Source organism: Phormidium sp. FACHB-592 (assembly GCF_014695795.1).
Taxonomy (GTDB): domain Bacteria; phylum Cyanobacteriota; class Cyanobacteriia; order Leptolyngbyales; family Leptolyngbyaceae; genus Stenomitos.
The window spans coordinates 1-21,647 of record NZ_JACJOZ010000013.1 but is presented as its reverse complement, the minus strand read 5'-3'; the positions used below and the strand labels follow the sequence as shown (position 1 = coordinate 21,647).

Genomic DNA, 21,647 nt, shown 5'->3' with positions numbered 1-21,647 from the left:
ACGCTGCGGCTCAAGAATGCATCAGGCAACCTGTTTGTGGCTGCGCTCGACCTTCCCACAGCGGCAGGTTAAACGTTGGAGAACTCAGGCTCCTAGCTTTCTTTTTGAACAGTCCCCTTAAGTCGGGATCGCGTCCCAGATTTAGAGTACGTTAGCGAGAATTACAATTCGGGATGAAGTTACCGTTTGAACCTTGAGTTCAATCGTAGAGTCTAAGAGAACAGTTGATTGTTTGAAAGCCAGAACGTCGCTTCGTTGCTATAGCCTCTTAGTAAGACGATCGCCCAATTGCTTAAACATGGAAAACGCAAACATAAGGATCGCTTTTCCAGCAAGGTTTTTTAATCTTTTGGCTGACGAGAGACTGGTGTAATCAATTTGAGCCATACGCACAATGGCTAGGCGGAGAGCAAAGTGAAAGACCTTGTTAAACGTGGGATACCAAAATGGGCGATAGGGCTGCTGGTTCTAGCGCTGGTCTTAGGCGCGGGGTACGTTGCCTACAGTCAGGTAATGACAGCACGACGGCAAGAAGCGCGACGGCAGATTCAAAGTGCCACAGTGGAACGTCAAAGCTTGCCAGTGAAGATTTCAGCCAATGGCTCTGTGCTACCTGAGCGATCGGCTAATGTGAGTCCAAAATCGTCGGGCATTCTCAAACAACTGCTGGTGAAGGAGGGCGATCGGGTTAAGGAAGGACAGATTCTGGCGTATATGGATGCGTCTAACCTTCAGGGGCAGTACACCCAGGCAAAAGGACAGTTAGCCCAGGCACAAGCAAATCTGGCTAAGGTCGTTGCTGGTAACCGCCCTCAAGAGATTTCTCAAGCAGCTGCCCAGCTAGCGAATGATAGAGCAGCATTAGGTTCTGCCGAGTCCACGTTTCAGCAAAACCAACAACTGTTTAGTGCTGGAGCACTTGCCCAACGAGACCTCATCACTGCTCGTGCAACCCGCGATCAAGCCGCCGCTCAGGTACGGAAATCGCAGCAGGCTTTAAGTTTGCAGCAGATGGGTTCTCGTCCAGAAGATATCGCAACCGCCCGTGCTCAAGTTGTGACAGCGCAAGGAGCTTTGGAAACGATTCAAGCCGATCTGGACGATACGGTGATTCGCGCTCCGTTTAGCGGCATCGTCACCAAAAAGTTTGCTGATCCGGGCGCGTTCGTCACACCATCAACAGCGGGTAGCTCGGCTTCTTCGGCATCGGCTTCGATATTGGCGCTAGCTTCCACCAATCAAATTTCGGCAAATGTGGCTGAAGCAAACATCGCTCAAATCAAAGTGGGGCAGTCGGTCAAGATTACAGTGGACGCGTTTCCAGGCAAAACGTTTGAGGGACGGGTGATCCAGGTCGCTGCACAGTCAACCCTGACGCAAAACGTCACTAGCTTTGAAGTGAAAACGTCTGTTTCCGATCCCGGCAATCTGCTGCGGTCTGGCATGAGTGCCAATGTGGAATTCAACGTGGGTACGTTGAACAATGTGCTGGTGGTGCCTACGGTGGCGATCGTTCGTCAGGATGGGGTCAGCGGCGTACAAGTTATGGGTGGACAAAGAGGCGAGGGTCGTCGTCCGACGTTTCGTCCTATTACTACAGGCGTATCAACCGATGACGGTAAAACAGTTGTGCTTTCTGGGCTTCAAGAAAAAGACCGGGTACTAATTAGCTTCCCACAAGGCGGTCGTCCTGCTGGAAGAACACCTTCCCTTCTACCAGGTATGGGTGGTGGCGGTCGTGATGGCGGTGGCTCACGGCAGCGTTAGGATCATCTTATGGGACAGTTTACTCGCATTCGTCCAACCCGTGTTTCGCTGCTAGAAGTCCTCTCTATGTCGATCGAGGCGCTGTGGAGCAACCGACTCCGCACTGGGCTGACGATGCTGGGCGTGATTATTGGCATTGCTTCGGTGATTACCGTTACGTCGGTGGGACAAGGCGTGCAAAAAGCAACCGAGCAGCAAATTCAGGCGCTGGGAACGAACGTCATTTTGGTGTTAACAGGGGCTGCCCGCACGGGTGGAATCAGCCAGGGATCTGGAACTGCTTCGACCGTCACTTGGGAAGATGCTCAGGCGATCGCTAGACAAGCTCCAGCCGCTCAAGGTGTCACTGCTTACTTGCAACGTGGTGTACAGGTTGTTTATGAAGGCGAAAACGCTTCGACATTACTGCTAGGCACCGATTTAAGCTATCCCGATGTCAAGAATATCCATCCTCAAGAAGGACAATTCTTTAGCCAGGAAGATCTGGATGCTGCTAGACCTGTGGCGGTGCTGGGCAGTAGCATCCGCGATGAACTTTTTGGCACCAATGGAACCGCGATCGGTGCTCAGATTCGTGTTCAGAGCGAGCTTTATAGCGTGATTGGGGTCATGGAGACGAAAGGTTCCGTTGGAGGACAAGACCAAGACGATCGCATTTACGTTCCCCTGACCAATATGTCTGCTCGTATTGTCGGCAACAATGCCATTAATGGTATTGCCGTCAGTGGCTTTTGGGTGCAGGCAAAAGATGCGGCAGAGCTTGATGCGGCACAGTTTCAGGTGACAAACCTACTGCGGATTCGGCACAACATTTACCCGCCGCAACCCGATGATTTTCGGATTACCAATCAGGCAGATATCATTAATGCGTTCAGCAATATTGTGGGGCTGTTTACCGTAATGGTAAGCGCGATCGCGGGCATTTCTCTCGTTGTCGGTGGCATCGGCATTGCTAATATCATGCTGGTTTCTGTGGTGGAGCGCACACGGGAAATCGGTGTTCGCAAGGCAGTCGGAGCTACCAACAGCGCTGTCTTAAGCCAATTTTTGACTGAAGCTGTCATAGTCTCGATCGCAGGCGGCGCATTGGGAATCGGCTTGGGTGTTGGCATTGCGTTTGGTGCCGCAACCCTTTTCAAATTTCCCTTCGTCCTCTCTATCTGGTCGATCGTCGCAGGCTTCGGTCTATCGTTCGTCATTGGACTGATCGCAGGCGTAATCCCTGCTCGGAATGCAGCACAGCTTGACCCGATCGCGGCGTTGAGAAGCGAGTAAGCAACATCTACTAGATCCCCAACTTCTGTATCAGTTTCAGCTAACAATCAAGGCGAAACAAAGAAGTTGGGAATCTGTGTGATTCGCTTTGCCTTTTACCGACTCATTACTCTTACCCTCGCCCCGCTTCTCCCCTATGGCAAACATGATTTGGATGGAAAATATCACCAAGACTTACCGTTTAGGTGAAGTGGATGTACCTGTGCTAAAAGGCATTGATTTGGCGATCGAAGAGGGGGAATATGTCGCCATCATGGGAGTTTCTGGTTCGGGTAAATCAACGCTGATGAATATCATCGGGTGCCTCGATCGCCCTAGCGGAGGCGATTACATCCTGGAAGGTAGAAACCTGACGACGCTAAATAATGATGAACTGGCGTTTATTCGCAACCAGCGGATTGGCTTTGTGTTTCAGCAATTCAATTTGCTAGCGCGATCGACGGCGCTTGATAATGTGATGTTACCGATGATCTATGCCAGCGTCTCAAAGCCGCAGCGTCAAAAACGAGCCAGGGAAGCGCTGACTAGAGTGGGGTTGGCAGAACGGTTGTCAAATCGTCCAAACCAGCTATCGGGTGGACAACAGCAGCGTGTAGCGATCGCCCGTGCTCTAGTGAACCGTCCCGCGTTGGTACTGGCAGACGAACCAACGGGAGCGCTCGACAGCACAACTTCCCAGGAAGTGATGGATTTAATGACGGATTTAAACCGGCAGGGCATTACGATCGTCATCGTGACGCATGAACCAGATATTGCCGCACAAACAAACCGCATCATTCATGTGAAGGATGGGTTGATTGTTGCCTAACAACCTATGCAGAACGATTGCAGGGCGGTTCTCGATAGCCGCTCTTTGTAGCGTCTTTGTGGCGACAGCGGTATGAACGGTATTTACAGATACAGAGCCAATTGCCTAATTGCGGCTCAATAAGAGGGCTACCGTTGGTGGATGGCGCTTGTGTCTGAGCCAACTCCTAGATTCCTCGATTCAACGCAACTGCTCTTTGACCTACAGCGAGGCAATGAAATTGCGCGTAGCCTGAGCGGTTGCCTCGACCCAGAGACAATTGCACACCGTGTCACAGAGGGTATGGTGGCAGGCTTTGGTTGTGCCTTTGCCCGCATTTGGTTGGTGGAGCCAGACCGTACAGAACTAAAGCTGGTAGCATCCTCTGGGATGTATACACAAAGGGATGGCTCCTTTGCCAGAGTGCCGATGGGTGCTTTTAAGGTTGGCAAAATTGCTCAGAACGGCATCCCCTTTTTAAGCAATGCGTTAGCGGATGAGACTTGGGTACGCGATCGCGAATGGGCGATCGCTAAGGGTATTCGTGGTTTTGCAGGCTATCCCTTAACGGCTGGTGGTGATGTGGTTGGGGTGCTGGCAGTCTTTAGCCAACAGGCAATGGCACCCGAATTTCTGGAAGTTTTGCAGAGTCTCTGTGCAACGGTGGCGATCGCTCTTGAACTGGCACTGCACCATCAGCAAGAGAAACAAACCTGGCAGCAGGAAAAACAAGCCTGGAACGCGCCTAAACTTGACGCTACAAATCACAGCCCTCTCTCTGAGCAACTGGCAAATATTTTAGCTAGCGTGCGTCCAACGCTAGTCGGCACCGAAGTACCCCTTTCGGCACCACTGACGTACCTATTTTTACGAACGGCAGAAATCCTGAGTGCAATGCAATGCTTGTACTGCCGCCTGACCTACGGCACGACCCAAATTTCTCTAGAAGTCATGGCTTCGTCTCTGCCCGTCAAAACACAACCAGCCAAAACGCAACCAGTCAAAACCCAAGAGAGAACGTCACCGTTTGATGAACTTTTATTTGCCGTCTCCTGTCTGGGCGGTAGTTTACAAAGCTACACGGGTGCTAATCAGCATGCAGTGCAGGTGCTGCTGGCTGTGCCCTATCCTGGCTGTGTGTTGGGTTCGCGTGTGTGCATTCAATGTCGGTTACCTGTCTTACAAATGGCATTTACGCATCTGGCGTATCTGGCTGGTTTGACTGTCTGCACGACAGCAGACGATCGCACAGTCCCCCTGCTTACCGACGATCCAGCTCAGGTGGATGCACTGAATCCGCTACTGTGGGTAGCAACGCGCGAGCAAGCAACGCCAAAACAAGCAAAAGGCAGGTTGGATTTGACAATTACCCCGATTCAACTACGGGCGGCTGTAGAAACGTTAGCCAATGGCTATAGCTGGGGCTTGGTATCTAAACCAAAGCTAGACGCACAGCGCCTTTCTGAACGCGAACAGGAAATTATGGCACTGTTGGCTCAAGGTTTGCGCGATCGCGACATTGCCAACTCTCTCTATATCAGCGATCGCACGGTCAAATTCCACATCAACAATATTCTGGCAAAGCTCAAAGCCAAGACCCGCTTTCAGGCACTGTATCAGGTGACTTGCAATGGTTGGCTTGACCGAGAAATTTTGGAGCGATCACGCATTCCAGAGCCGTTAGAGGGATCATAGTGACAACGCCTGCTGCATGTATTCAGACTAAAGCCAGTGAAGCGTTCTAGCAGCGACACCTAGCACTTAGCATTCAAAACTCAAACCTCATTACTTTCCCTTTCTCCACTCTTATGGATACGGATCAGATTATTGCCATTCTCGCTACCGCGATCGCCACGGCTACACCCCTTGTTTTTGCCTGCATTGGCGAAACCATTACAGAACGAGCCGGTGTCATTAACCTTTCTGCTGAGGGGACGATTATGCTAGCGGCAATGGCTGGGTTTGCAGTGGCAAAAACGACAGAGGGCTTGGGCAACACGCCGAGTCTGCTGTTAGGCTTTGGCAGTGCAGCACTGGTAGGAGCCGCGATCGCCCTCATCGTTGCCTTTGGTGCGCTGACCTTAAAACAGTCTCAGGTGGCGATCGGTTTTGTGCTGGCGTTGCTATGTGCCGATCTATCATCCTTTTTGGGCAATGCTTTCGTCCGTATCCCTGGACCAACGGTTCCCAGCTTCAATGTGCCGTTTTTGCAAGATCTACCGCTGGTCGGCAAGTTGCTGTTTCAAAGTGATCTGCTGGTATACGCCAGTTACGGACTCATTGCGCTGGTTTGGGTTTACTTCTACCGCACTCGCGCTGGACTCATGCTGCGAGCGATCGGCGAACAACCCGCTGCCGCGTTTGCTAGAGGTACAAATGTTATTCTGATGCGCTACGTTTACACCCTGTTTGGTGGCGCTTTGATGGGCATTGCGGGCGCTGCGTTTGCGCTAGATTTCAAGGCAGGCTGGAGCCATCGTCATACGGGCGGCTATGGTTGGATTGCGCTGGCGATCGTCATCTTTGGCGGCTGGAATCCGCTTCGAGTCGCGTTGAGTTGCTACTTTTTTGGCATTTTGCAATCAATGGCAAGCGTAGCCCAGAGCGTGATCCCCGCTATTCCTACGCAGGTCTTTACCGTTGCGCCCTTTGTATTGATGATCTTGTTTCTAGTACTGACATCCAGCGAGTGGTTAGAACGCGCCTTAAAGCTGTTGCCCCCAACCTTAGGACGTGCAGCGGCTCAAACGATTCACAGTACGCCACCCGCCGCACTGGGTCGAGTCTTTGAGCAAGATTAAGTCTTTGAGCAGGATTGAGATAGTAGGGACGCACGAGAGACGTTCTACACCTGAAACCGCATGGGAGAAGACACCGATTACTCGTTGCTTTCGCTGGGTTCCAATTTGCGAGCCGGTTTGAGAAAGAGCCAGCAAACGAAAAAGAAGGAGGCTGTAAGCAATTGGGTCAGGTCGAGGGTAGACAAGTAGCCATCAGAGAAGATAGCGATGCTGCGATCGATAATGCCAAATACCCAGAAAGAAACACCAAGCAGCCAAATTCTCTGCTTGAGATCTCCTCCCAGAGGGTAAGGTTGCGTCGCTTGCTGATCGTCGATCGGTTTAGTTTTCATCTACCCAAGAATATAAACAACGGTTAAAAGTTATTGACGAGTCAACCTACTTGTGCAGGTCTTATAGATATAGTAGAAACATTTCTTTTTTATTGCCATATTCTGGTAACCTTTTCATGCCTTTTGCAAAAAACACCATGACTGAAGAGTCCGATTTTAAGCTCCTTCATCGTGTCGGGTCGTTGCCTGTTGGCTTCGTTGCGGGACCAACCTACCCGTTACAAGCGCTGTTGCTGCTTCAGAAAACGCCTCAGCTATGGGGTTGTGTGGCAATCCCGATTATGGTGAATGTTGCGATCGGGGCAGCGCTTTATGCTGGGTTACTGCTTCCCGCCTGGCGAGGGATTGGTCAATGGGCTTCTGGTATTCCACTTTGGCTGGCGCAATGGGTCGCTGGATTGCCGTCCTGGGCATCCCGGCTTTTAACCTGGGTGCCAACAGGGGCTACGTTTCTAGATGATGTGCTGCGCTTTTTACTTGCGATCGCGCTCTTCGTGCTCACGGGGCTACTGCTCGTACAGTTCGGAGCCATTCTGGGTGCTCCCTGGTATGGCAACCTAGCAGAACAAACAGAACGGTTACGTATGGGACAGTTGCCGATCGGGTCGCCCAGTCTAAGCCGTGCTGTGCAAGATATTTGGCGTGCCATTACGTTTCAGCTTAAAAAGCTGCTGCTGACGCTCGTGCTGGGGCTACCGCTACTGGTGCTCAACTTTCTGCCTCCTGTAGGAACGGCGATCGCTAGCGTTGGTGGTGTAGCACTGGCAGCGTTGTTAGTGGGTTTGGATTTTCTAGATGCGCCGTTAGAACGTCGTCGCTTAAGTTTTCGTCGTAAGTTGGGGGTGTTTGGGCGATCGCTGCCTGCCAGTGCCACCTTTAGCTGGAGTTGCCTGGTGCTAGTCAGCATTCCGTTTGTGAGTTTGCTGGCAGTACCCATCTGTGTTGCCGCCGGAACGCTGTTTTGCTGCGATCGCGTCTTGCCGTACTTACCTGAAAGTCAAGATCCTGAAAGTTCGATACAATCATGAGATTTTTAGCAAGCAAAAGACCCGTAGGGGCAGGTTTGCTACCAACGTGATTGGCTATTCTCAAAGCTTCTGGCAAAACCTGACCCCTACAAGCAGTACATTCTTTCTCAGAAATCTTCTAAGCGGTCAGCTCTTAGCGATCAGCTGTCAGCCGAATGCTGATCGCTAAACCTGTTACTTTGTGCTTTCCATGATCCTGGCTGAACGCTCTGGAGGCGCTAACAGACTAGGAGCTTGATTGCTAGCAGCGGTAGCCGCAGTTGGAATAACGAGCTTGTCGCCTTGTTGCAGAACAATATCGCGGCTGCGATCGCCCGACTGAAGCAATTGCTGCACATCGACATTGATGACCTGTCTTGCCGATGACTCATCAATGCGATGGATCTCGACTTGACGTAGATCAGCACCGTCTAATGCACCGCCTGCGCGTTGGATTGCCCGTGACACAGTGGGTAATCCAGCATCAGAAGGCGCATCAATTCTGCTGCCGTTAGCAATGGCATAAATGCCAGGACGAGGCACTGCACCTTTCACTTGCACTGCCATTGTAAGGGGTGCTGAGGTTTCCTTAGCCAGCGTTTGATAAATCAAGGCGGCAGCGTCGGCGCGAGTGGGCAGACGATCGGAGTGAAGTTGCTGTAAATCACCATAGGAAACAGGCGATGCTGTGAATGCCTTCTGCGCCATCAAGTCAAACTGACGTGCTGTGACACGCTCATTTGGACGAAAGCTGCCATCGCGAAAGCCCCGTACAATGCCCTTTGCCGCTAGTGACTCAATATAACTTTCTGCCCAATGCCCTTGGACATCCGAGAGCAATGTGTTTACAGAGGTGAACGGTAGAGACTGAGTGACACCAGCGTTCGGTCTACTTTGATCAATGGCGTCTGGTTTACTTTGCTCAGTGGCGATCGTCTCTGGTAACGCCATCTCAGGAACATTTTGCATCGCGGTGCTGTCAACTACTGGACGAGCCGCTGATCGAGTCGGCAGTGATCGCATCTTCGGTGGCACATTCACTGTGGGTAAGCCACCTCTAGCGGCAGCGCTGCGGTTAGCTGCTAGTTGTCGCGGTGATGTAGCAGGCACGTTAAGGCGAAGCTTCAACCCGTCTGCCGTAATAGTTTCAGGAGCGGCGATCGTGTCAGGTATGTTCGTATTGGGCTGTTCTGACTTTGCCCCATCTTTTGCTGCCTTAGAAGCTGACTCATCATCCGGTTTATCAGCATTAGTAAAAAAGGTAACGTAGCCCTGATAGCACGCTAATGTCGTCAAGGTGCTGTAAATAAGCACTTTCGGCACAGTGATACGCATAAAGTTCGATCGCGAATGGGTCGGGAAGCGCTGATGTTCCGTCTTTTTTCACCAAGAAGTTGAATCTAGACGCGCTACTACCGAATACAGCACTTTGCCCACCTATCAGGACGAACGGTTGCATTGAGCCTGACACGTTCTGTTTTGACGATCGCCCTAACGCATTCTGTTTTAACGATCACTACGGGTCAATAAGCAACACAAGCTTGCCTATTGTAGAGCCTGCTTCGAGCGATCGGTGTGCCGCCGCCGCTTCAGCCAGCGCAAAGGTTTGACTAATGTGAAGCCGAAGTTGTCCTGCATCAATCAACTGTGCACATTGCTGCAAAATGTTTGCCTGTGCCTGCTGCTGTACCACTAAGCCTTTCAACATGGGCAGCAACATGAGTTCAAAGCTCACGCGCTGGTTGCGAGTCCGGGCTGTCTTCCAATCGGTTGTTGGGTCAGCTTCTAGAATCGTCACAACATCGCCATAGAATTTTGTAGCAGCAAACGATTGACCCAGCACAGCACCACCCACCGTATCAAAGGTAACATCGACACCCTGTCCGTGCGTCCAATTCACTACCGCCTGCGCCACGTCTACATCCTTGTAAAACAGGACTTGACTCGCACCTAAATCTCTAGCAAAAACCGCTTTGGCTTCCGTGCTGACTGTAGTGCAAACCTCGGCACCGCGTAAGTTCGCTAGCTGGATGGCAATGTGCCCAACGCCACCCGTGCCAGCATGAATCAAAACGCGCTGCCCTGCCTGAAGCCTCGCGCGGTCATAGAGTGCTTCCCAGGCGGTAATCAAGACCAACGGCGCAGCGGCAGCCTCAGCAAAACTGATGGTAGTGGGCTTGCGGGCTGCAAACCGGGCATCGACGATCGCCCACTCTGCATAGTTGCCGGGATGTCCGCCCAGCCCACCATTACAGAAATATACCTCGTCGCCAGGTTGAAACTGCTGCACCCCTGCACCCACTGCTTCTACGATCCCAGCACCATCGCACCCCAAAATGGCAGGCAGGCGATCAGGAAAAAAGGTGCCACGTTTGCGTAGCTTGGTGTCAATTGGATTCACGCCCGCTGCTTTCAGACGCACTAACAATTCCGTATCTTGCTGTAGGGTTGGCGCTGGCACGTCACGAAGCTGCAAAACATCTGGTGCTCCAGGGGTAGTCATCAGGACAGCTTTCACAGGTTCTCTCTCCTTTTACCGATCGTCTTCTGCATGTTGAGCAATCATCCTGTTGTCGCCCTTCTTACGTTGTATCTGTATTAAAGATCCTCCGCACGGTAGTCGTAATTAAAACACTGCTACAGGTTGAATAAACAATAACCCTTTACGAAGTACAAAGCTCAATGATGTCAGACACGAAGCACACGATTAAAGTCTCCGATATATCTGACGAAGCGCTGATCGAAATTTGTCGAGCCGCAGAAGTTGTTGCGTGTGAATGCCCCGGCTATCTGGCTCGAATTTTGCGCCAAGTCAGGACTTTTCGTAACTACACCACTAACTGTATTGAACAGTTTCCTGAAGACGCTGAAACTCACCTTTGGCTAGCAGAGCGTGCAGAGCAAGCAGAAATGTTGCTCCACCAAACAATGATCGAGCTGATGCAAAAAGAGTCACTGATTGATGACTCAGAATACATCATCTTGGATAAGCTTTCTGAACGAGCGCGTGTAACTGCACTCAAGCAAATTGGGATTGGTTAATTCGGGTTAATTAAGGGTGCATATCGCCATTCTCTAATGGTGAGAGATGTGAGAAAAGTGAAAATTCAATCAATTAGTGCGACTTACGTAAGCAGTTTTGGCATCAACAAATCCTTACACTTTAAGATATCTAGAAACGCAAAAACGGCTGGCACCTGTAGAGCATCTGCCAGTACAGCAATACCAATTACTCGATAGATTGGCACTGGCAAGCTAAGGACTTGAACACCTGCGGGGATAGGTTCAGCCGCCAGTCGAGGCAGCACTGCTGCCCCTAGCCCACGCGCAACCATGCTGACGATCGTCGAATCCGTATTCACCCGATAAGCAACATTTAAGGTGCAATGAAAGGCAAGACAGTGCTCGTAAAATTGCAGCATGGTTGCATCTGTTTCGGGTGGCATAATAATTGGATGGTGTGCCAAGTCATCCCAGCTTAAGCGCACACCTTTGGGCTTGAATGTAGGTGGAAAAAGTGCAACAAACTCATCTTGCAGCAATTCCCACACCTCGAAGTCTTCGCTGGTTGGTAGATAGGTAAAGCCAATATCCGCTCGCCCTTCTCGCAGCGTTTGTTCCACTTCTGGGAGGTCTTCGTGATCGGTCAATTGTACAGTAATGTCAGGAAACCGTTGCCGAAACTGCGCGATCGCCTCTGGCAAAATATGCGTTGCTACACTACGAAACGATGCAATTCGCACCTGCCCACCCTGCAAACCTTTGGCTAAGTTTGCTTCTTTAAGCATGCCATCAAGCGACTGCATCATCTGACGAGCATAGGTCAAGACCCGATCGCCAACAGGAGTCAGGTACGCCCCATGACGACCGCGTGAGATGAGCACCACACCCAGCATTGCTTCTAAAGTGGCGATCGCGTGGCTAACTGCCGACTGCGAAAGCCCCAACTGCAACGCCGCTTCACCAAAATTGCCCCGTTCCGCCACCGCAATCAAAGCACGCAGCTGCGAAAGTTTAATCTGACCCTGACGAGTAGAATTCATGGTCGATGCATTACTTTTTCGATCTAAGTCAAGGTCAACTCTTTACCTCTTACTTCTCACTGCTCGTTCCATCAATTCTATTCATAGATGTGATGAGAGCTGTCTTTTGATTTATGTAAAGGCGATTGACTAAAGTGAACACAGTCCGAGTTTGCTTTCTGCTATGTCTCTAACAAAAGTTTGCTTTCTGCTATGTCTCTAACAAATACCAAGAATCTTCATACTAGAGGCATCTTACTGCTCCTTGTCATCACATTGATTTGGGGCACTACGTTTCCAGTGATCAAGCAAATCATGGTCAGCGTTTCGCCGATGGCGCTGGTTGCAGTTCGCTTTTTGCTAGCAGCGCTTGTCTTTACGCCCTGGTTGCGCCAGGTCAATCTGCCACTGTTGCGTGATGGGGTGCTGCTAGGCATAGCCTACTTGGCATCCTTTGTTACTCTCACCGTTGGCATGGGGACGATTTCAGCGGATCGGGCAGCCTTTGTCCTGAGCCTCAACATTATTTTAGTGCCACTGTTTGGGCTGTTTCTGGGACAACGCTTGCAGGCGATCGCAGTAGTGGCAGCAGTAGTGGCGATCGCAGGCATTGGCATTATGTCTTGGGAAGGCGGTGGGTTAAGCCTTGGCGATCTGTGGGTGTTGGGCAGTGCAGTGAGCTATGCCGTTTACATTCTGCTGTTAGAAACAGCCACGCCGAAGCATCCCCCACTTGCCTTGACTGCCATACAGCTTGCTGTTGTGGCTGAAGCTAGCGTTCTGTGGGCAGCTCCCGAAATCATGGCGCAATTGCCTGCAATCGCGGCTCACTGGGGGCAACTTATGTACTTGGGTCTTGTTGTTACTGCGACGACAACAATTGCCCAGGCGATTGCTCAACGCTGGGTTTCAGCTCACGAAACGGCTCTGATCTACACGCTTGAACCCGTTTTTGCCGCTGTCTTTTCGTTCTGGCTCTTAGGAGAACAATTAAGTGGACGCGGACTGGCAGGAGCCGGACTGATCTTAGCGGCAATGGTGCTAAGCCAAAGTCAACCGTTTATTACCCAATGGCTGGGTGGAGCAGCACGCTCTGAAGCTCTGGAAGAAGTAACGGAAGACGCAAAGCAACATAGCGAAGCACCGCTCTAACCAGCAAAAAATTTATTTAACAGCAGAGGTATCGAAATGAGACTGACATTACGTTGGTTTGAAGAACAGTGGGAAATAAAACCTACACAAGGCGCAGCGGCTCACTTAAAGCAGTCAATTTTAACTTGGTTAGAGCAAGCGGCACAAAGGTTCGTGCAGCGCTTGATGGCAGATGCAGAACCGCAAGTTTGGCAGACCACTGATGCAAATGGTAAGCGCTGGTGGAATGCTCATGATCCTGCAACTAGTCGATCGCTCTACAACGTACCTGAAGCTGAAATGCGTGCCTGGCTTGAGCAACGTTACTATCCTGTTAAGGCTAATGCTTCAAGGGCTTAAAGCTTGTAACCAATCTCTGGCACTCCCAGCGTTAGTCTAAGAGTGCCAATTTTTTAGAGCGATCGCTCAAGAAGCGATCGCCCTAATGCAACCTGGATGCTTACGGTAGAGAACTGTCAAAAGCGTGAGATGCTCACACTACAAACGGTTGGCAAACTGAAACTAAAGTCTACAAACTGTTTGCTGGCTGTGGCTCGTCAGGGTGCATGGCATTCCAAAGTTTCTCAGCGTCCTCGTCTGATAAAGTCACAACGCTGTTTTTATTCGATGCATCTGTTGCTGCTAGATGGACAAACCCTTTGAGCGTGTCAGCGGGTGACCACACGATTCGGGTAATGTGCTCTGTATTCAATGTTGCTTGGGCAAACGGGAAGTAGATAAACGCCATATTGGTTGTTTTTTTTGGTAATGGATGAGCCCAAGTGCTAGCGAGAAAGGGCTTGAGGTAAATACACTAGCTTATTTAAGGGTGAAATGATGCATTAGCTTGCGAACTGAACGATCGTAAGTAAGCCTGCTGGTGCTGCTTTTGTGTCTAGAAAAGGCAGGTGTGATGTAAAACAGCACCTACCTGGAAGCATCAACTATAAGCGTTCGATGATTTACGGGACTGACGGGGCTCGAACCCGCAACTTCCGCCGTGACAGGGCGGTGCTCTAACCAATTGAACTACAGTCCCCTATTGCCCAAAAACCAACCCCATTCAGCCAGACGTAATGCTGGTAGGGCTGAAACATAACCTTTAGAATCTTACATTACTTAGTAGCGATTCTTCGCGGCTGCTACTCACAATCTTTTAAATTCAAGCGTTAGTGCGACCAATCACGCCATCGTTTTCACAATTGCTCTTCTACCGAAAGCACATTTACGTACAAGCAACTCAGCATTCTCACGGAACTTAGACGAACATTCAATTTGCTCGAACCAGTTGAAAGTGGTCATAATGATGCAGCTTGTGTCTAACAACAAGCACTGCACTAGATATTAAAACTCTCTACGGGACTGACGGGGCTCGAACCCGCAACTTCCGCCGTGACAGGGCGGTGCTCTAACCAATTGAACTACAGTCCCTTATGCCCTTTAAGAGGCAATCTCTATTGTGATGATTGAGCACACTTTTGTCAAACGTTTTTAAGCTTTTCTCAAACGATTTTGAGGAGCGGTTGCAAAACTAACTTTGTGATAAGTTCCAGCCAACGTGGAGGGTGGGGAATGGCAATGTACATTCGGGATGCAGTAGAAGGGGATTTGGCTGCGATCGTAGCGATTTACAATACAACGATCGAATCCCATCTAGTGACAGCAGATCTACAGCCTGTTACGGTTGAGAGCCGCCTGAATTGGTTTCGAGAGCATCACCCCGACAAACGACCGTTATGGGTAATGGATGTGGAAGGAACGGTGGCTGGTTGGCTAGGGTTTCAATCGTTTTATTACGGACGGGCAGCGTATGCCAGTGCCGCAGAGTTAAGCATCTATGTTTCGCTGGCTTATCGTCAGCAAGGTATTGGGCAGGCGTTACTCAAGCGATCTATCGCCCAAAGCCCGTCCTTTGGCATCAAAACGTTGCTGGGCTTTATCTTTGCTCATAATCAGCCGAGCCTATACTTATTTGAACGGTTTGGCTTTCAACGCTGGGGCTATTTGCCGGGAGTCGCAGAGTTTAACAAGATTCCTCACGATTTAGTCATCGTGGGTTTGCAGTTGCCTTAAAATGAGCTTCGCTGGTGGGAGTGTACTATAGCAATGCTTTCAGCGGTAGCCCTGCTGCTTTAAGCGCACGATCGAGTACTGCACTCGCGATCGCTACAATCGTTAAAGCAAAATACTTTTGTCAAGATTTATTCTGTCCTTCAGGATGAGCGTCTTGCCGCTTAGATTTAATCTTTGAGGACTTAATTCCACGCTAAATTTCGAGGGATTAGGCAAGAAAGCACTACGGTAAGCAACCAATCTTTAGGCGTTAAGGCACACATATGGCACCTCTGATTTCGCTTGTGATGACAACATATAACCGGGAACGGTATGTGGGTGCCGCGATCGAGAGTGTACTGCAACAGACGTTTACCGATTTTGAGCTGCTGCTGTGGGATGACGGTTCTGACGATCGCTCAGCCGCTATTGCCGATAGTTTTGCTCAACGCGATCGACGAGTGCGTGTCGTTGCCGCATCGCATCGCGGACGAGTGGCAGCCCTACAGGCGGCGATTGCCCATACCACCGGCGGATATCTTGGTTGGGTTGATAGCGATGATCTGCTAGCTCCAACGGCGCTTGAGCAGACGGTACGAATACTGAACGAGCAGCCGCAAGCGGGGGTCGTTTACACCGATTATCTGGATATGGACGAGCAGGGCGTAGTGTTCCGGTATGGGCAGCGCTGCGGCATTCCTTACTCCAAAAATCGGCTGCTGCTGGATTTTATGACCTTCCAGTTTCGCTTGATGCGGCGATCGATCTTTGATCAGGTGGGCGGTATCAATGGTGCTTCAGACTATGCGGAAGACTATGACCTGTGCCTGCGGCTGTCAGAAGTCACGGAGATTCATCGGGTCAGAGAACCGCTCTACTACTACCGCAACCATGCGGGTAGTGCCTCTCAGCAGTACCGGCTTGAGCAGGTGTTGCGATCAAAGGCGGCGATCGCTCAAGCACTCAAACGCCGAGGACTGGCTGATCAGCTTGCCATTGAGGTTCAGCTTCCTGAAGGACACTTTTTTCTACGTCGCAAGGCTGCACCGACTCCAGCCACGCCATCTTTTGTGGCAAAAATGAGTTCACTGCTGGCATCCTTGCCCTTACTAGGAGCAATTACAGGAGTGCCTGCCTATGCTCAGTCGATTACTGCTGCACCCGACAACACCAACACCAACGTTATTCTCAACGGCGATCGTTATGACATTAGTGGCGGCACACAGGCAGGCAGTAACCTGTTTCAGAGCTTCCAACGGTTTGGACTCAGCGCCAGCGAAACCGCTAATTTCCTCGCTAATCCTCAGATTCAAAACATTCTAGGACGAGTGGTGGGCGGCGAGGCATCGGTCATTAATGGACAAATTCAGGTGACAGGCAGTAACGCTAACCTGTTTTTACTGAACCCAGCGGGCATTATCTTTGGTGCTAACGCTAGCCTGAATGTCCCCGGTTCCTTTACAGCCACAACGGCAAATGGCATTAGCTTTGGCAACGGTTGGTTTAGCGCCTCTGGTACGAATGACTATGGGGTGCTGATAGGAGCACCGGGAGCCTTCGCCTTTACGACTACCCAACCAGGCAGTATCGTCAATTTTGGCAATCTTGCCGTTACGTTTGGTCAAACACTAGGACTATTGGGCGGAACGATCGTCAGTACAGGCACCCTTACGGCTCCAGGCGGGCAGATCATCGCCGCGGCTGTTCCGGGTCAAAGCCTGGTCAAACTCAACCAACCGGGAAGCCTGCTGAGTCTAGAGATTCAGTCGATCGTTCCAGTACAATCAACCACTTTGCCGCAGAGCTGGAGTTTGCCGATCGCCTCCCTGCCTCAATTGCTGACTGGAGGAAATTTTGGCAATGCCACTGAAGTCAGCGTCAACCCGAATGGCGCAGTGGTATTAAGTGGATCAGCAACGCTGATCGCTACAGGTGATGTCGTCGTTCGTACAGCCACCGCTCAAACAGCAACCTTCTCTGCAAATCGCAACCTGACGTTAGTCGAAAGCCAACTGCAAACAACAGGTGATTTGAGCCTGCTGGCACGAGATACGGTGTTTATTCGTGATAGTGTTGCCACTCCGTTTGCAGCAAAAGCGGGCGGGAAACTAACTATTCAGGGCGATCGGGGTATTGATATCCTGGCACTCAATCATCTTCAAACGGCACCCTTCCAAAGTGGTGGTGATTTGAGCCTGATTAGTGATGGTGTGATTTCTGGCGATTCGCATTTCACTAGCGGCGGCAATCTTTTTGTGCAAAACCTCTCTGGTGGTGCAGGTACTTTTGTCAGCTTTTACGACCCGATTTTTACTGTTGCGGGTGCCTTTACGTTCGGTGCTTACGAAGGTGTGGCGCTCAAGGTTCAGGCTGGTGGAGATATTACCTTCACAGGACCGATCGTCATTACGGGACCGGATACTACTGCAACTGGTGATCCAGATTCTGGCTTGTTGACGACTAGCAACGCCCTCATTTTGCGTACGAGCGCAGGCAACATCACGACTGGCGACATCACTACTAGTGGTGAGGGTGGCGATGGTGGTCCCGTCATTCTTTCAGCCCCTGGAAGAATCACGACAGGCACGATCGACTCATCCTCTACAGGCTTCAGCTTCGGAAGTCTCAATGGAGGAGCGATCGACCTTACAGCTGGCAGTACTATCACCACAAATAGCATCAATTCGTCTTACATCGGTGGTAATGGTTATGGCGCTCAAGGCGGCACTGTCACGCTGCTAGCCGGGGGCAGCATTGTCACTGGTGCCATTGCCACCTCTGCCATTGCTACCACAACCTTTGGCGCAGGCACGTATCAAGGCGGAACTGTTAGCCTCACTTCCGGCACAACACCGGGTAGCAACATTACGTTTACCAGCATTGATACACGTGGTAACGAGAATCTTGTTAATGCTACGGGTACCGGAGGCAACGTACAGGTAATTGCTAACGGGCTAGTTCAAGGAACGTTAGCAGGCACCACGATCGACACCCGGGGTTCAACGGCTGGTGGTTCAATTGCCATACAGCATGATGGTGGACCTACCAATATCCCGTTTATCGTCGGTAGTGCCAGCCCCAATGGCACTGCAGGTACAATTGACCGGGGTGGTCCTAATGTCGTCGCTGCCGATAGCTTCCCAGTACAGGCAAACACCACTTCGGTCGCCCCAGCGACAGGCATAACTATCACCGCTCTTAATACACCGCCAGTTCTAAGCGCCACCTCATCGCTGTCTGGGGCAACAAAAAATGTCCCTTTTTCGATCAGTTACGCTGACCTTGCTCCTGGTGTGGCAGATGTTAACCAGGATGTGACAACGCTCACGATCGCATCGATCGCCCCCGGAGCCACACTGACCCTCAATGGCAATCCAGTTACTCCTGGCAGCGTTACCCTTGCTCCGGGTGATGTGCTAGTCTACACGCCGCCAACCGACGCAACAGGGCTACTCAATGCCTTTACCCTTGAAGCCAGCGATGGTGTATCAACTTCTAACCCTGTACCTGTACAGGTAAATGTTCAGGAGGTTGTGGTTGATCCACCACCCGAACCGCCACTTGATCCACCACCCGAACCACCACTTGATCCACCACTGCCAACACCCGATCTCTGCACGCTGGCAGCCTGTGGGCAAACAAGTATTAAACCAGAAGTTGCTAATCCTCTTCCCGAATTCAGGCTGGCTCCAGATACCCCAGACGATCGCTTCACCCGTACATTTGAATCGTATCTCGGTCTTGGCGAAACCACTGCTAGGTCTCGCGAAGAGCCAAGAGAGATCGTCCAGCGCATTGAGAAAGATACAGGTGCTAAACCGGCTTTTATTTATGTCAGCTTTGTACCGACCTCGCTTCAGACGGCTGATGTGACCCAGCCCAAACCTGGAGTGGGTGAAACCAACCCCGAGACAGCTCAACGCAGTACCGACCAACTGGAACTAGTCCTCATTACAGCAAAGGGCGATGCCATTCGTAAACGGCTCCCAGATGCAACCCGCGCTAACGTACTGCCTCTGGCACAGCAGTTCCGTAATGAAATCTCAGATCCGCGCAAGACACGCGCTACGACATACCTCAGCACCAGCCGACAGCTTTACCAGTGGCTGATTGCACCGATCGCCGCCGATTTAGAAGTCAGAGGGATCAACAACCTGGTGTTTTTGATGGATACCGGGCTGCGATCGCTCCCTATAGCAGCCCTCCACGACGGGAAGGGCTTTCTCATCGAAAAATACAGCATCGGCGTCATGCCTAGCGTGAGCCTCACTGACACTCGCTACCGTAACATTCGAGACGTGAAGGTTCTAGGGCTAGGCATTTCAGAAAGCACTCAAGAGCAAACCCCGTTGCCAGCCGTTCCTGTCGAGGTCTCTATTCTGGTGAATCAACTCTGGTCAGGGCGACTGGCTTTTAACAAGAATGTTACCCTCGAAAATCTCAAAGCCTTTCGCCAAGAGCAACCCTTTGGCATCCTTCACCTGGCAACCCATGCAGACTTTTACCCTGGCACGATCGACAACTCTTATATCCAGCTTTGGAATGCCAAACTACGGCTCGATCAAGTCCGTGAACTGGGCTGGAACGATCCGCAAATCGAACTACTCGTGCTGAGTGCCTGTGCTACCGCCTTGGGCGATCGCGAAGCCGAACTTGGCTTTGGCGGGTTAGCTGTGCAAACAGGTGTTAAAACGGCTGTTGCCAGCCTATGGTACGTCAGTGATGCCGCTACTACTGCTCTCATGGCTGGCTTTTACAAAGACTTACGCACGGCTCGCATCAAAGCGGACGCACTCCGACAGGCACAGCTAGCAATGGCGACTGGCAAAGTCTTTCTGCAAAACGGGCGCTTGCAGGGCATCGAAACAGGCGAAGGCATTGCACTCCCACCTGCTAGCCTTGCTATCCGCGATCGTCAGCTCTCTCATCCCTACTACTGGGCAGCCTTTACCATGATTGGTAGTCCATGGTAGAGAAAGGCTAAAGGCTAAAGAGCGCTACTACTTTTTAGCCTTTAGCCCTTATCCTTTCTTTAGCCCTTATCCTTTCTACTTAGTATCCCGTTGCTGCCAGATCAAGCTGCGGTACATAACTCGATCGCTTTACAGTCGTCCACCAGTCTGCATCGTCATACAGATGCAAAATTCTAAAGCCTGGTTTTTCTTCATCCAGAGCAAAGTCGGCGCTACCTGGCTCAAATTGAATGCAAGTTGAGGGCGTACCAAGATATTGCACACCATGCCGGGCCTGGCTATAGTCTTGATGAATGTGCCCAAAGAGCACTAGCTTTACCTGCGGATGGCGGTCGAGCACCGCAAACAACGCCTCAGGGTTTCGCAGCGTGCTGCTATCTAGCCAATCAGACCCGACCACAAACGGTGGATGGTGTAACCCAATGAGCGTTGGCACAGCTCCAACAGTCTCTAGCTGCTCATCTAACCACTCTAAGCTGGTGGCTGACAGATGACCATGAACACAGCCTGTTACCTGAGAATTTAGCAGCAAGAAATGCCAACCACCAGCTCGAAACGACTTTTGGGCAGACATCAAGCCCTTGGTCAAAACCTGCTCCATCTCTGGTAGGCGATCGTGATTGCCCGGTAGCCAGTAGGTTGGAATCCCCAACGGAGCCAACATCGACTGTAGCAAGGCATACGACTCTGGCTTGCCATCTTGCGACAAATCCCCTGTTAGCAAAAGTAGATCGGGCTGTGGTTGCAGCTGCGCTACTTGCCGCACAATGGTCTGAAATGACTCTTGCGTTGGCAGCCCTAACAGTTGACGACGCTCGTCTGCAAACAGATGCATATCAGTAAGCTGAACAACATGGAGAGGAGACATCATAAGTTATGTAAGGCAAATCTACGGAGAATCAGACACGACTGGGGCTAAACCCTATGCATCTTGATTTGAAAGGGAGCTAAGGCAACAAGAAAGCTAGATATTCTGCACTGGTAGTATTTAGAATAACTAGGATCAACGCTCTGTCATGCGATCAGTCGCAGTACGTTCAGTGATCTTTGTCACCTCTGGCGATCGCCTTGTACTAGGATGCCTTGCCTACAACCATCCTTAGACGCTCTACCATCACTAAAAAGAAGTGTCACCCAGATGATGCGAAGCAGACCATCGATCGCCTACTGAGGTCTTTGAATTAGCTTTAAAAGCATCGCCCAATTCTAGCGCCCTAAATTTGGCATTCCGTCCGCTTTCCCAGAACCCTTTGATGGCGCAGAGATAAACCTGTTAAAGAAGCTAATACCCCTTGAGCTGTGTTTACGTTTACTCTGTTACACCAATTCAACAAAGTATTAGCTACAGCTTTTCTCGATCGATCCTCCTCAGAAACTGTTTGTAAATGTATGTGAAGTAGAAGACAACTACGGTCACAAAGGCGCGATACCAGAAGAGTGACATCTACATGGCTTGAGGATATGAGTCAGCCTTACTACGACAGTGACCTGACCGATGAG

At 50.9% G+C, this 21,647-nt stretch carries 17 protein-coding genes and 2 tRNA genes; 11 read left to right on the top strand and 8 right to left on the bottom strand.

The window, feature by feature from the left end; genetic code table 11:
• Nucleotides 1-414: 414 nt before the first annotated feature.
• From H6F86_RS02835 to H6F86_RS02815, 5 genes are all read left to right on the top strand, one after another.
• A complete protein-coding gene (locus H6F86_RS02835) occupies nt 415-1,767 on the top strand; it encodes an efflux RND transporter periplasmic adaptor subunit (RefSeq protein WP_347240073.1) in 1,353 nt (450 codons plus the stop codon).
• Nucleotides 1,768-1,776: 9 nt separating this feature from the next.
• Entirely contained in the window at nt 1,777-3,042 is a 1,266-nt protein-coding gene (locus H6F86_RS02830; protein WP_190446596.1) for an ABC transporter permease, read from the top strand.
• A 136-nt stretch (nt 3,043-3,178) separates the two neighbouring features.
• Nucleotides 3,179-3,850 (top strand): ABC transporter ATP-binding protein, encoded by a 672-nt coding sequence (locus tag H6F86_RS02825; protein ID WP_277881634.1) that lies wholly within the window; start codon nt 3,179-3,181, stop codon nt 3,848-3,850.
• Nucleotides 3,851-4,000: 150 nt separating this feature from the next.
• Entirely contained in the window at nt 4,001-5,524 is a 1,524-nt protein-coding gene (locus H6F86_RS02820; RefSeq protein WP_199304975.1) for a GAF domain-containing protein, read from the top strand.
• Between the two features lie 113 nt (nt 5,525-5,637).
• The gene (locus H6F86_RS02815) at nt 5,638-6,630 is read left to right on the top strand and encodes an ABC transporter permease (protein WP_190446594.1); all 993 of its coding nucleotides are present in this window, start codon (nt 5,638-5,640) and stop codon (nt 6,628-6,630) included.
• A 77-nt stretch (nt 6,631-6,707) separates the two neighbouring features.
• Here the strand turns inward: H6F86_RS02815 and H6F86_RS02810 are convergent, their stop codons facing one another.
• The gene (locus H6F86_RS02810) at nt 6,708-6,962 is read right to left on the bottom strand and encodes a hypothetical protein (RefSeq protein ID WP_199304973.1); all 255 of its coding nucleotides are present in this window, start codon (nt 6,960-6,962) and stop codon (nt 6,708-6,710) included.
• Between the two features lie 137 nt (nt 6,963-7,099).
• On the opposite strand from H6F86_RS02810, the gene H6F86_RS02805 reads away from it, so the two are divergent.
• Nucleotides 7,100-7,990 (top strand): EI24 domain-containing protein, encoded by an 891-nt coding sequence (locus H6F86_RS02805; RefSeq protein WP_242033334.1) that lies wholly within the window; start codon nt 7,100-7,102, stop codon nt 7,988-7,990.
• Between the two features lie 174 nt (nt 7,991-8,164).
• Here H6F86_RS02805 and H6F86_RS02800 read toward each other — a convergent pair whose 3' ends face one another.
• A complete protein-coding gene (locus H6F86_RS02800) occupies nt 8,165-9,304 on the bottom strand; it encodes an S-layer homology domain-containing protein (RefSeq protein WP_190446592.1) in 1,140 nt (379 codons plus the stop codon).
• Nucleotides 9,305-9,485: 181 nt separating this feature from the next.
• A complete protein-coding gene (locus tag H6F86_RS02795) occupies nt 9,486-10,487 on the bottom strand; it encodes a zinc-binding dehydrogenase (protein WP_190446591.1) in 1,002 nt (333 codons plus the stop codon).
• Between the two features lie 164 nt (nt 10,488-10,651).
• Between H6F86_RS02795 and H6F86_RS02790 the strand changes: the two genes are divergently transcribed.
• Nucleotides 10,652-11,011, top strand: a complete 360-nt coding sequence (locus H6F86_RS02790) for a hypothetical protein (RefSeq protein WP_190446590.1) — start codon at nt 10,652-10,654, stop codon at nt 11,009-11,011.
• A gap of 83 nt (nt 11,012-11,094) precedes the next feature.
• Here H6F86_RS02790 and H6F86_RS02785 read toward each other — a convergent pair whose 3' ends face one another.
• The gene (locus tag H6F86_RS02785) at nt 11,095-12,012 is read right to left on the bottom strand and encodes a LysR family transcriptional regulator (RefSeq protein ID WP_190446589.1); all 918 of its coding nucleotides are present in this window, start codon (nt 12,010-12,012) and stop codon (nt 11,095-11,097) included.
• A gap of 192 nt (nt 12,013-12,204) precedes the next feature.
• Between H6F86_RS02785 and H6F86_RS02780 the strand changes: the two genes are divergently transcribed.
• Entirely contained in the window at nt 12,205-13,143 is a 939-nt protein-coding gene (locus H6F86_RS02780) for a DMT family transporter (RefSeq protein ID WP_190446588.1), read from the top strand.
• 36 nt (nt 13,144-13,179) lie between these two features.
• Nucleotides 13,180-13,482, top strand: a complete 303-nt coding sequence (locus H6F86_RS02775; protein ID WP_190446587.1) for a hypothetical protein — start codon at nt 13,180-13,182, stop codon at nt 13,480-13,482.
• 169 nt (nt 13,483-13,651) lie between these two features.
• On the opposite strand, the gene H6F86_RS02770 is transcribed toward H6F86_RS02775, so the two are convergent.
• The 3 genes from H6F86_RS02770 to H6F86_RS02760 all read right to left on the bottom strand — a co-directional run bounded on the left by H6F86_RS02770 (nt 13,652) and on the right by H6F86_RS02760 (nt 14,553).
• On the bottom strand, nt 13,652-13,870 hold the full coding sequence (locus tag H6F86_RS02770; RefSeq protein WP_190446586.1) for a hypothetical protein: 219 nt from the start codon (nt 13,868-13,870) through the stop codon (nt 13,652-13,654).
• Nucleotides 13,871-14,087: 217 nt separating this feature from the next.
• Nucleotides 14,088-14,161 (bottom strand) — tRNA-Asp (locus tag H6F86_RS02765).
• A gap of 318 nt (nt 14,162-14,479) precedes the next feature.
• A tRNA-Asp gene (locus tag H6F86_RS02760) sits at nt 14,480-14,553 on the bottom strand.
• A 141-nt stretch (nt 14,554-14,694) separates the two neighbouring features.
• Here H6F86_RS02760 and H6F86_RS02755 point away from each other — a divergent pair.
• The gene (locus H6F86_RS02755; RefSeq protein WP_347240072.1) at nt 14,695-15,195 is read left to right on the top strand and encodes an N-acetyltransferase family protein; all 501 of its coding nucleotides are present in this window, start codon (nt 14,695-14,697) and stop codon (nt 15,193-15,195) included.
• 263 nt (nt 15,196-15,458) lie between these two features.
• The gene (locus H6F86_RS02750; protein WP_190446585.1) at nt 15,459-20,147 is read left to right on the top strand and encodes a CHAT domain-containing protein; all 4,689 of its coding nucleotides are present in this window, start codon (nt 15,459-15,461) and stop codon (nt 20,145-20,147) included.
• A gap of 79 nt (nt 20,148-20,226) precedes the next feature.
• On the opposite strand, the gene cpdA is transcribed toward H6F86_RS02750, so the two are convergent.
• Nucleotides 20,227-21,018, bottom strand: coding sequence for a 3',5'-cyclic-AMP phosphodiesterase (gene cpdA / locus H6F86_RS02745; protein ID WP_242033333.1), 792 nt, complete (start codon nt 21,016-21,018; stop codon nt 20,227-20,229).
• Nucleotides 21,019-21,647: the final 629 nt, after the last annotated feature.

Coding starts and splice junctions, on each gene's coding strand:
- H6F86_RS02785 (WP_190446589.1), bottom strand. CDS start 12,012: ATGAATTCTACTCGTCAGGGTCAGATTAAACTTTCGCAGCTGCGTGCT.
- H6F86_RS02830 (WP_190446596.1), top strand. CDS start 1,777: ATGGGACAGTTTACTCGCATTCGTCCAACCCGTGTTTCGCTGCTAGAA.
- H6F86_RS02825 (WP_277881634.1), top strand. CDS start 3,179: ATGGCAAACATGATTTGGATGGAAAATATCACCAAGACTTACCGTTTA.
- H6F86_RS02755 (WP_347240072.1), top strand. CDS start 14,695: ATGGCAATGTACATTCGGGATGCAGTAGAAGGGGATTTGGCTGCGATC.
- H6F86_RS02800 (WP_190446592.1), bottom strand. CDS start 9,304: ATGCGTATCACTGTGCCGAAAGTGCTTATTTACAGCACCTTGACGACA.
- cpdA (WP_242033333.1), bottom strand. CDS start 21,018: ATGATGTCTCCTCTCCATGTTGTTCAGCTTACTGATATGCATCTGTTT.
- H6F86_RS02810 (WP_199304973.1), bottom strand. CDS start 6,962: ATGAAAACTAAACCGATCGACGATCAGCAAGCGACGCAACCTTACCCT.
- H6F86_RS02790 (WP_190446590.1), top strand. CDS start 10,652: ATGATGTCAGACACGAAGCACACGATTAAAGTCTCCGATATATCTGAC.
- H6F86_RS02815 (WP_190446594.1), top strand. CDS start 5,638: ATGGATACGGATCAGATTATTGCCATTCTCGCTACCGCGATCGCCACG.
- H6F86_RS02780 (WP_190446588.1), top strand. CDS start 12,205: ATGTCTCTAACAAATACCAAGAATCTTCATACTAGAGGCATCTTACTG.
- H6F86_RS02750 (WP_190446585.1), top strand. CDS start 15,459: ATGGCACCTCTGATTTCGCTTGTGATGACAACATATAACCGGGAACGG.
- H6F86_RS02770 (WP_190446586.1), bottom strand. CDS start 13,870: ATGGCGTTTATCTACTTCCCGTTTGCCCAAGCAACATTGAATACAGAG.
- H6F86_RS02775 (WP_190446587.1), top strand. CDS start 13,180: ATGAGACTGACATTACGTTGGTTTGAAGAACAGTGGGAAATAAAACCT.
- H6F86_RS02805 (WP_242033334.1), top strand. CDS start 7,100: ATGACTGAAGAGTCCGATTTTAAGCTCCTTCATCGTGTCGGGTCGTTG.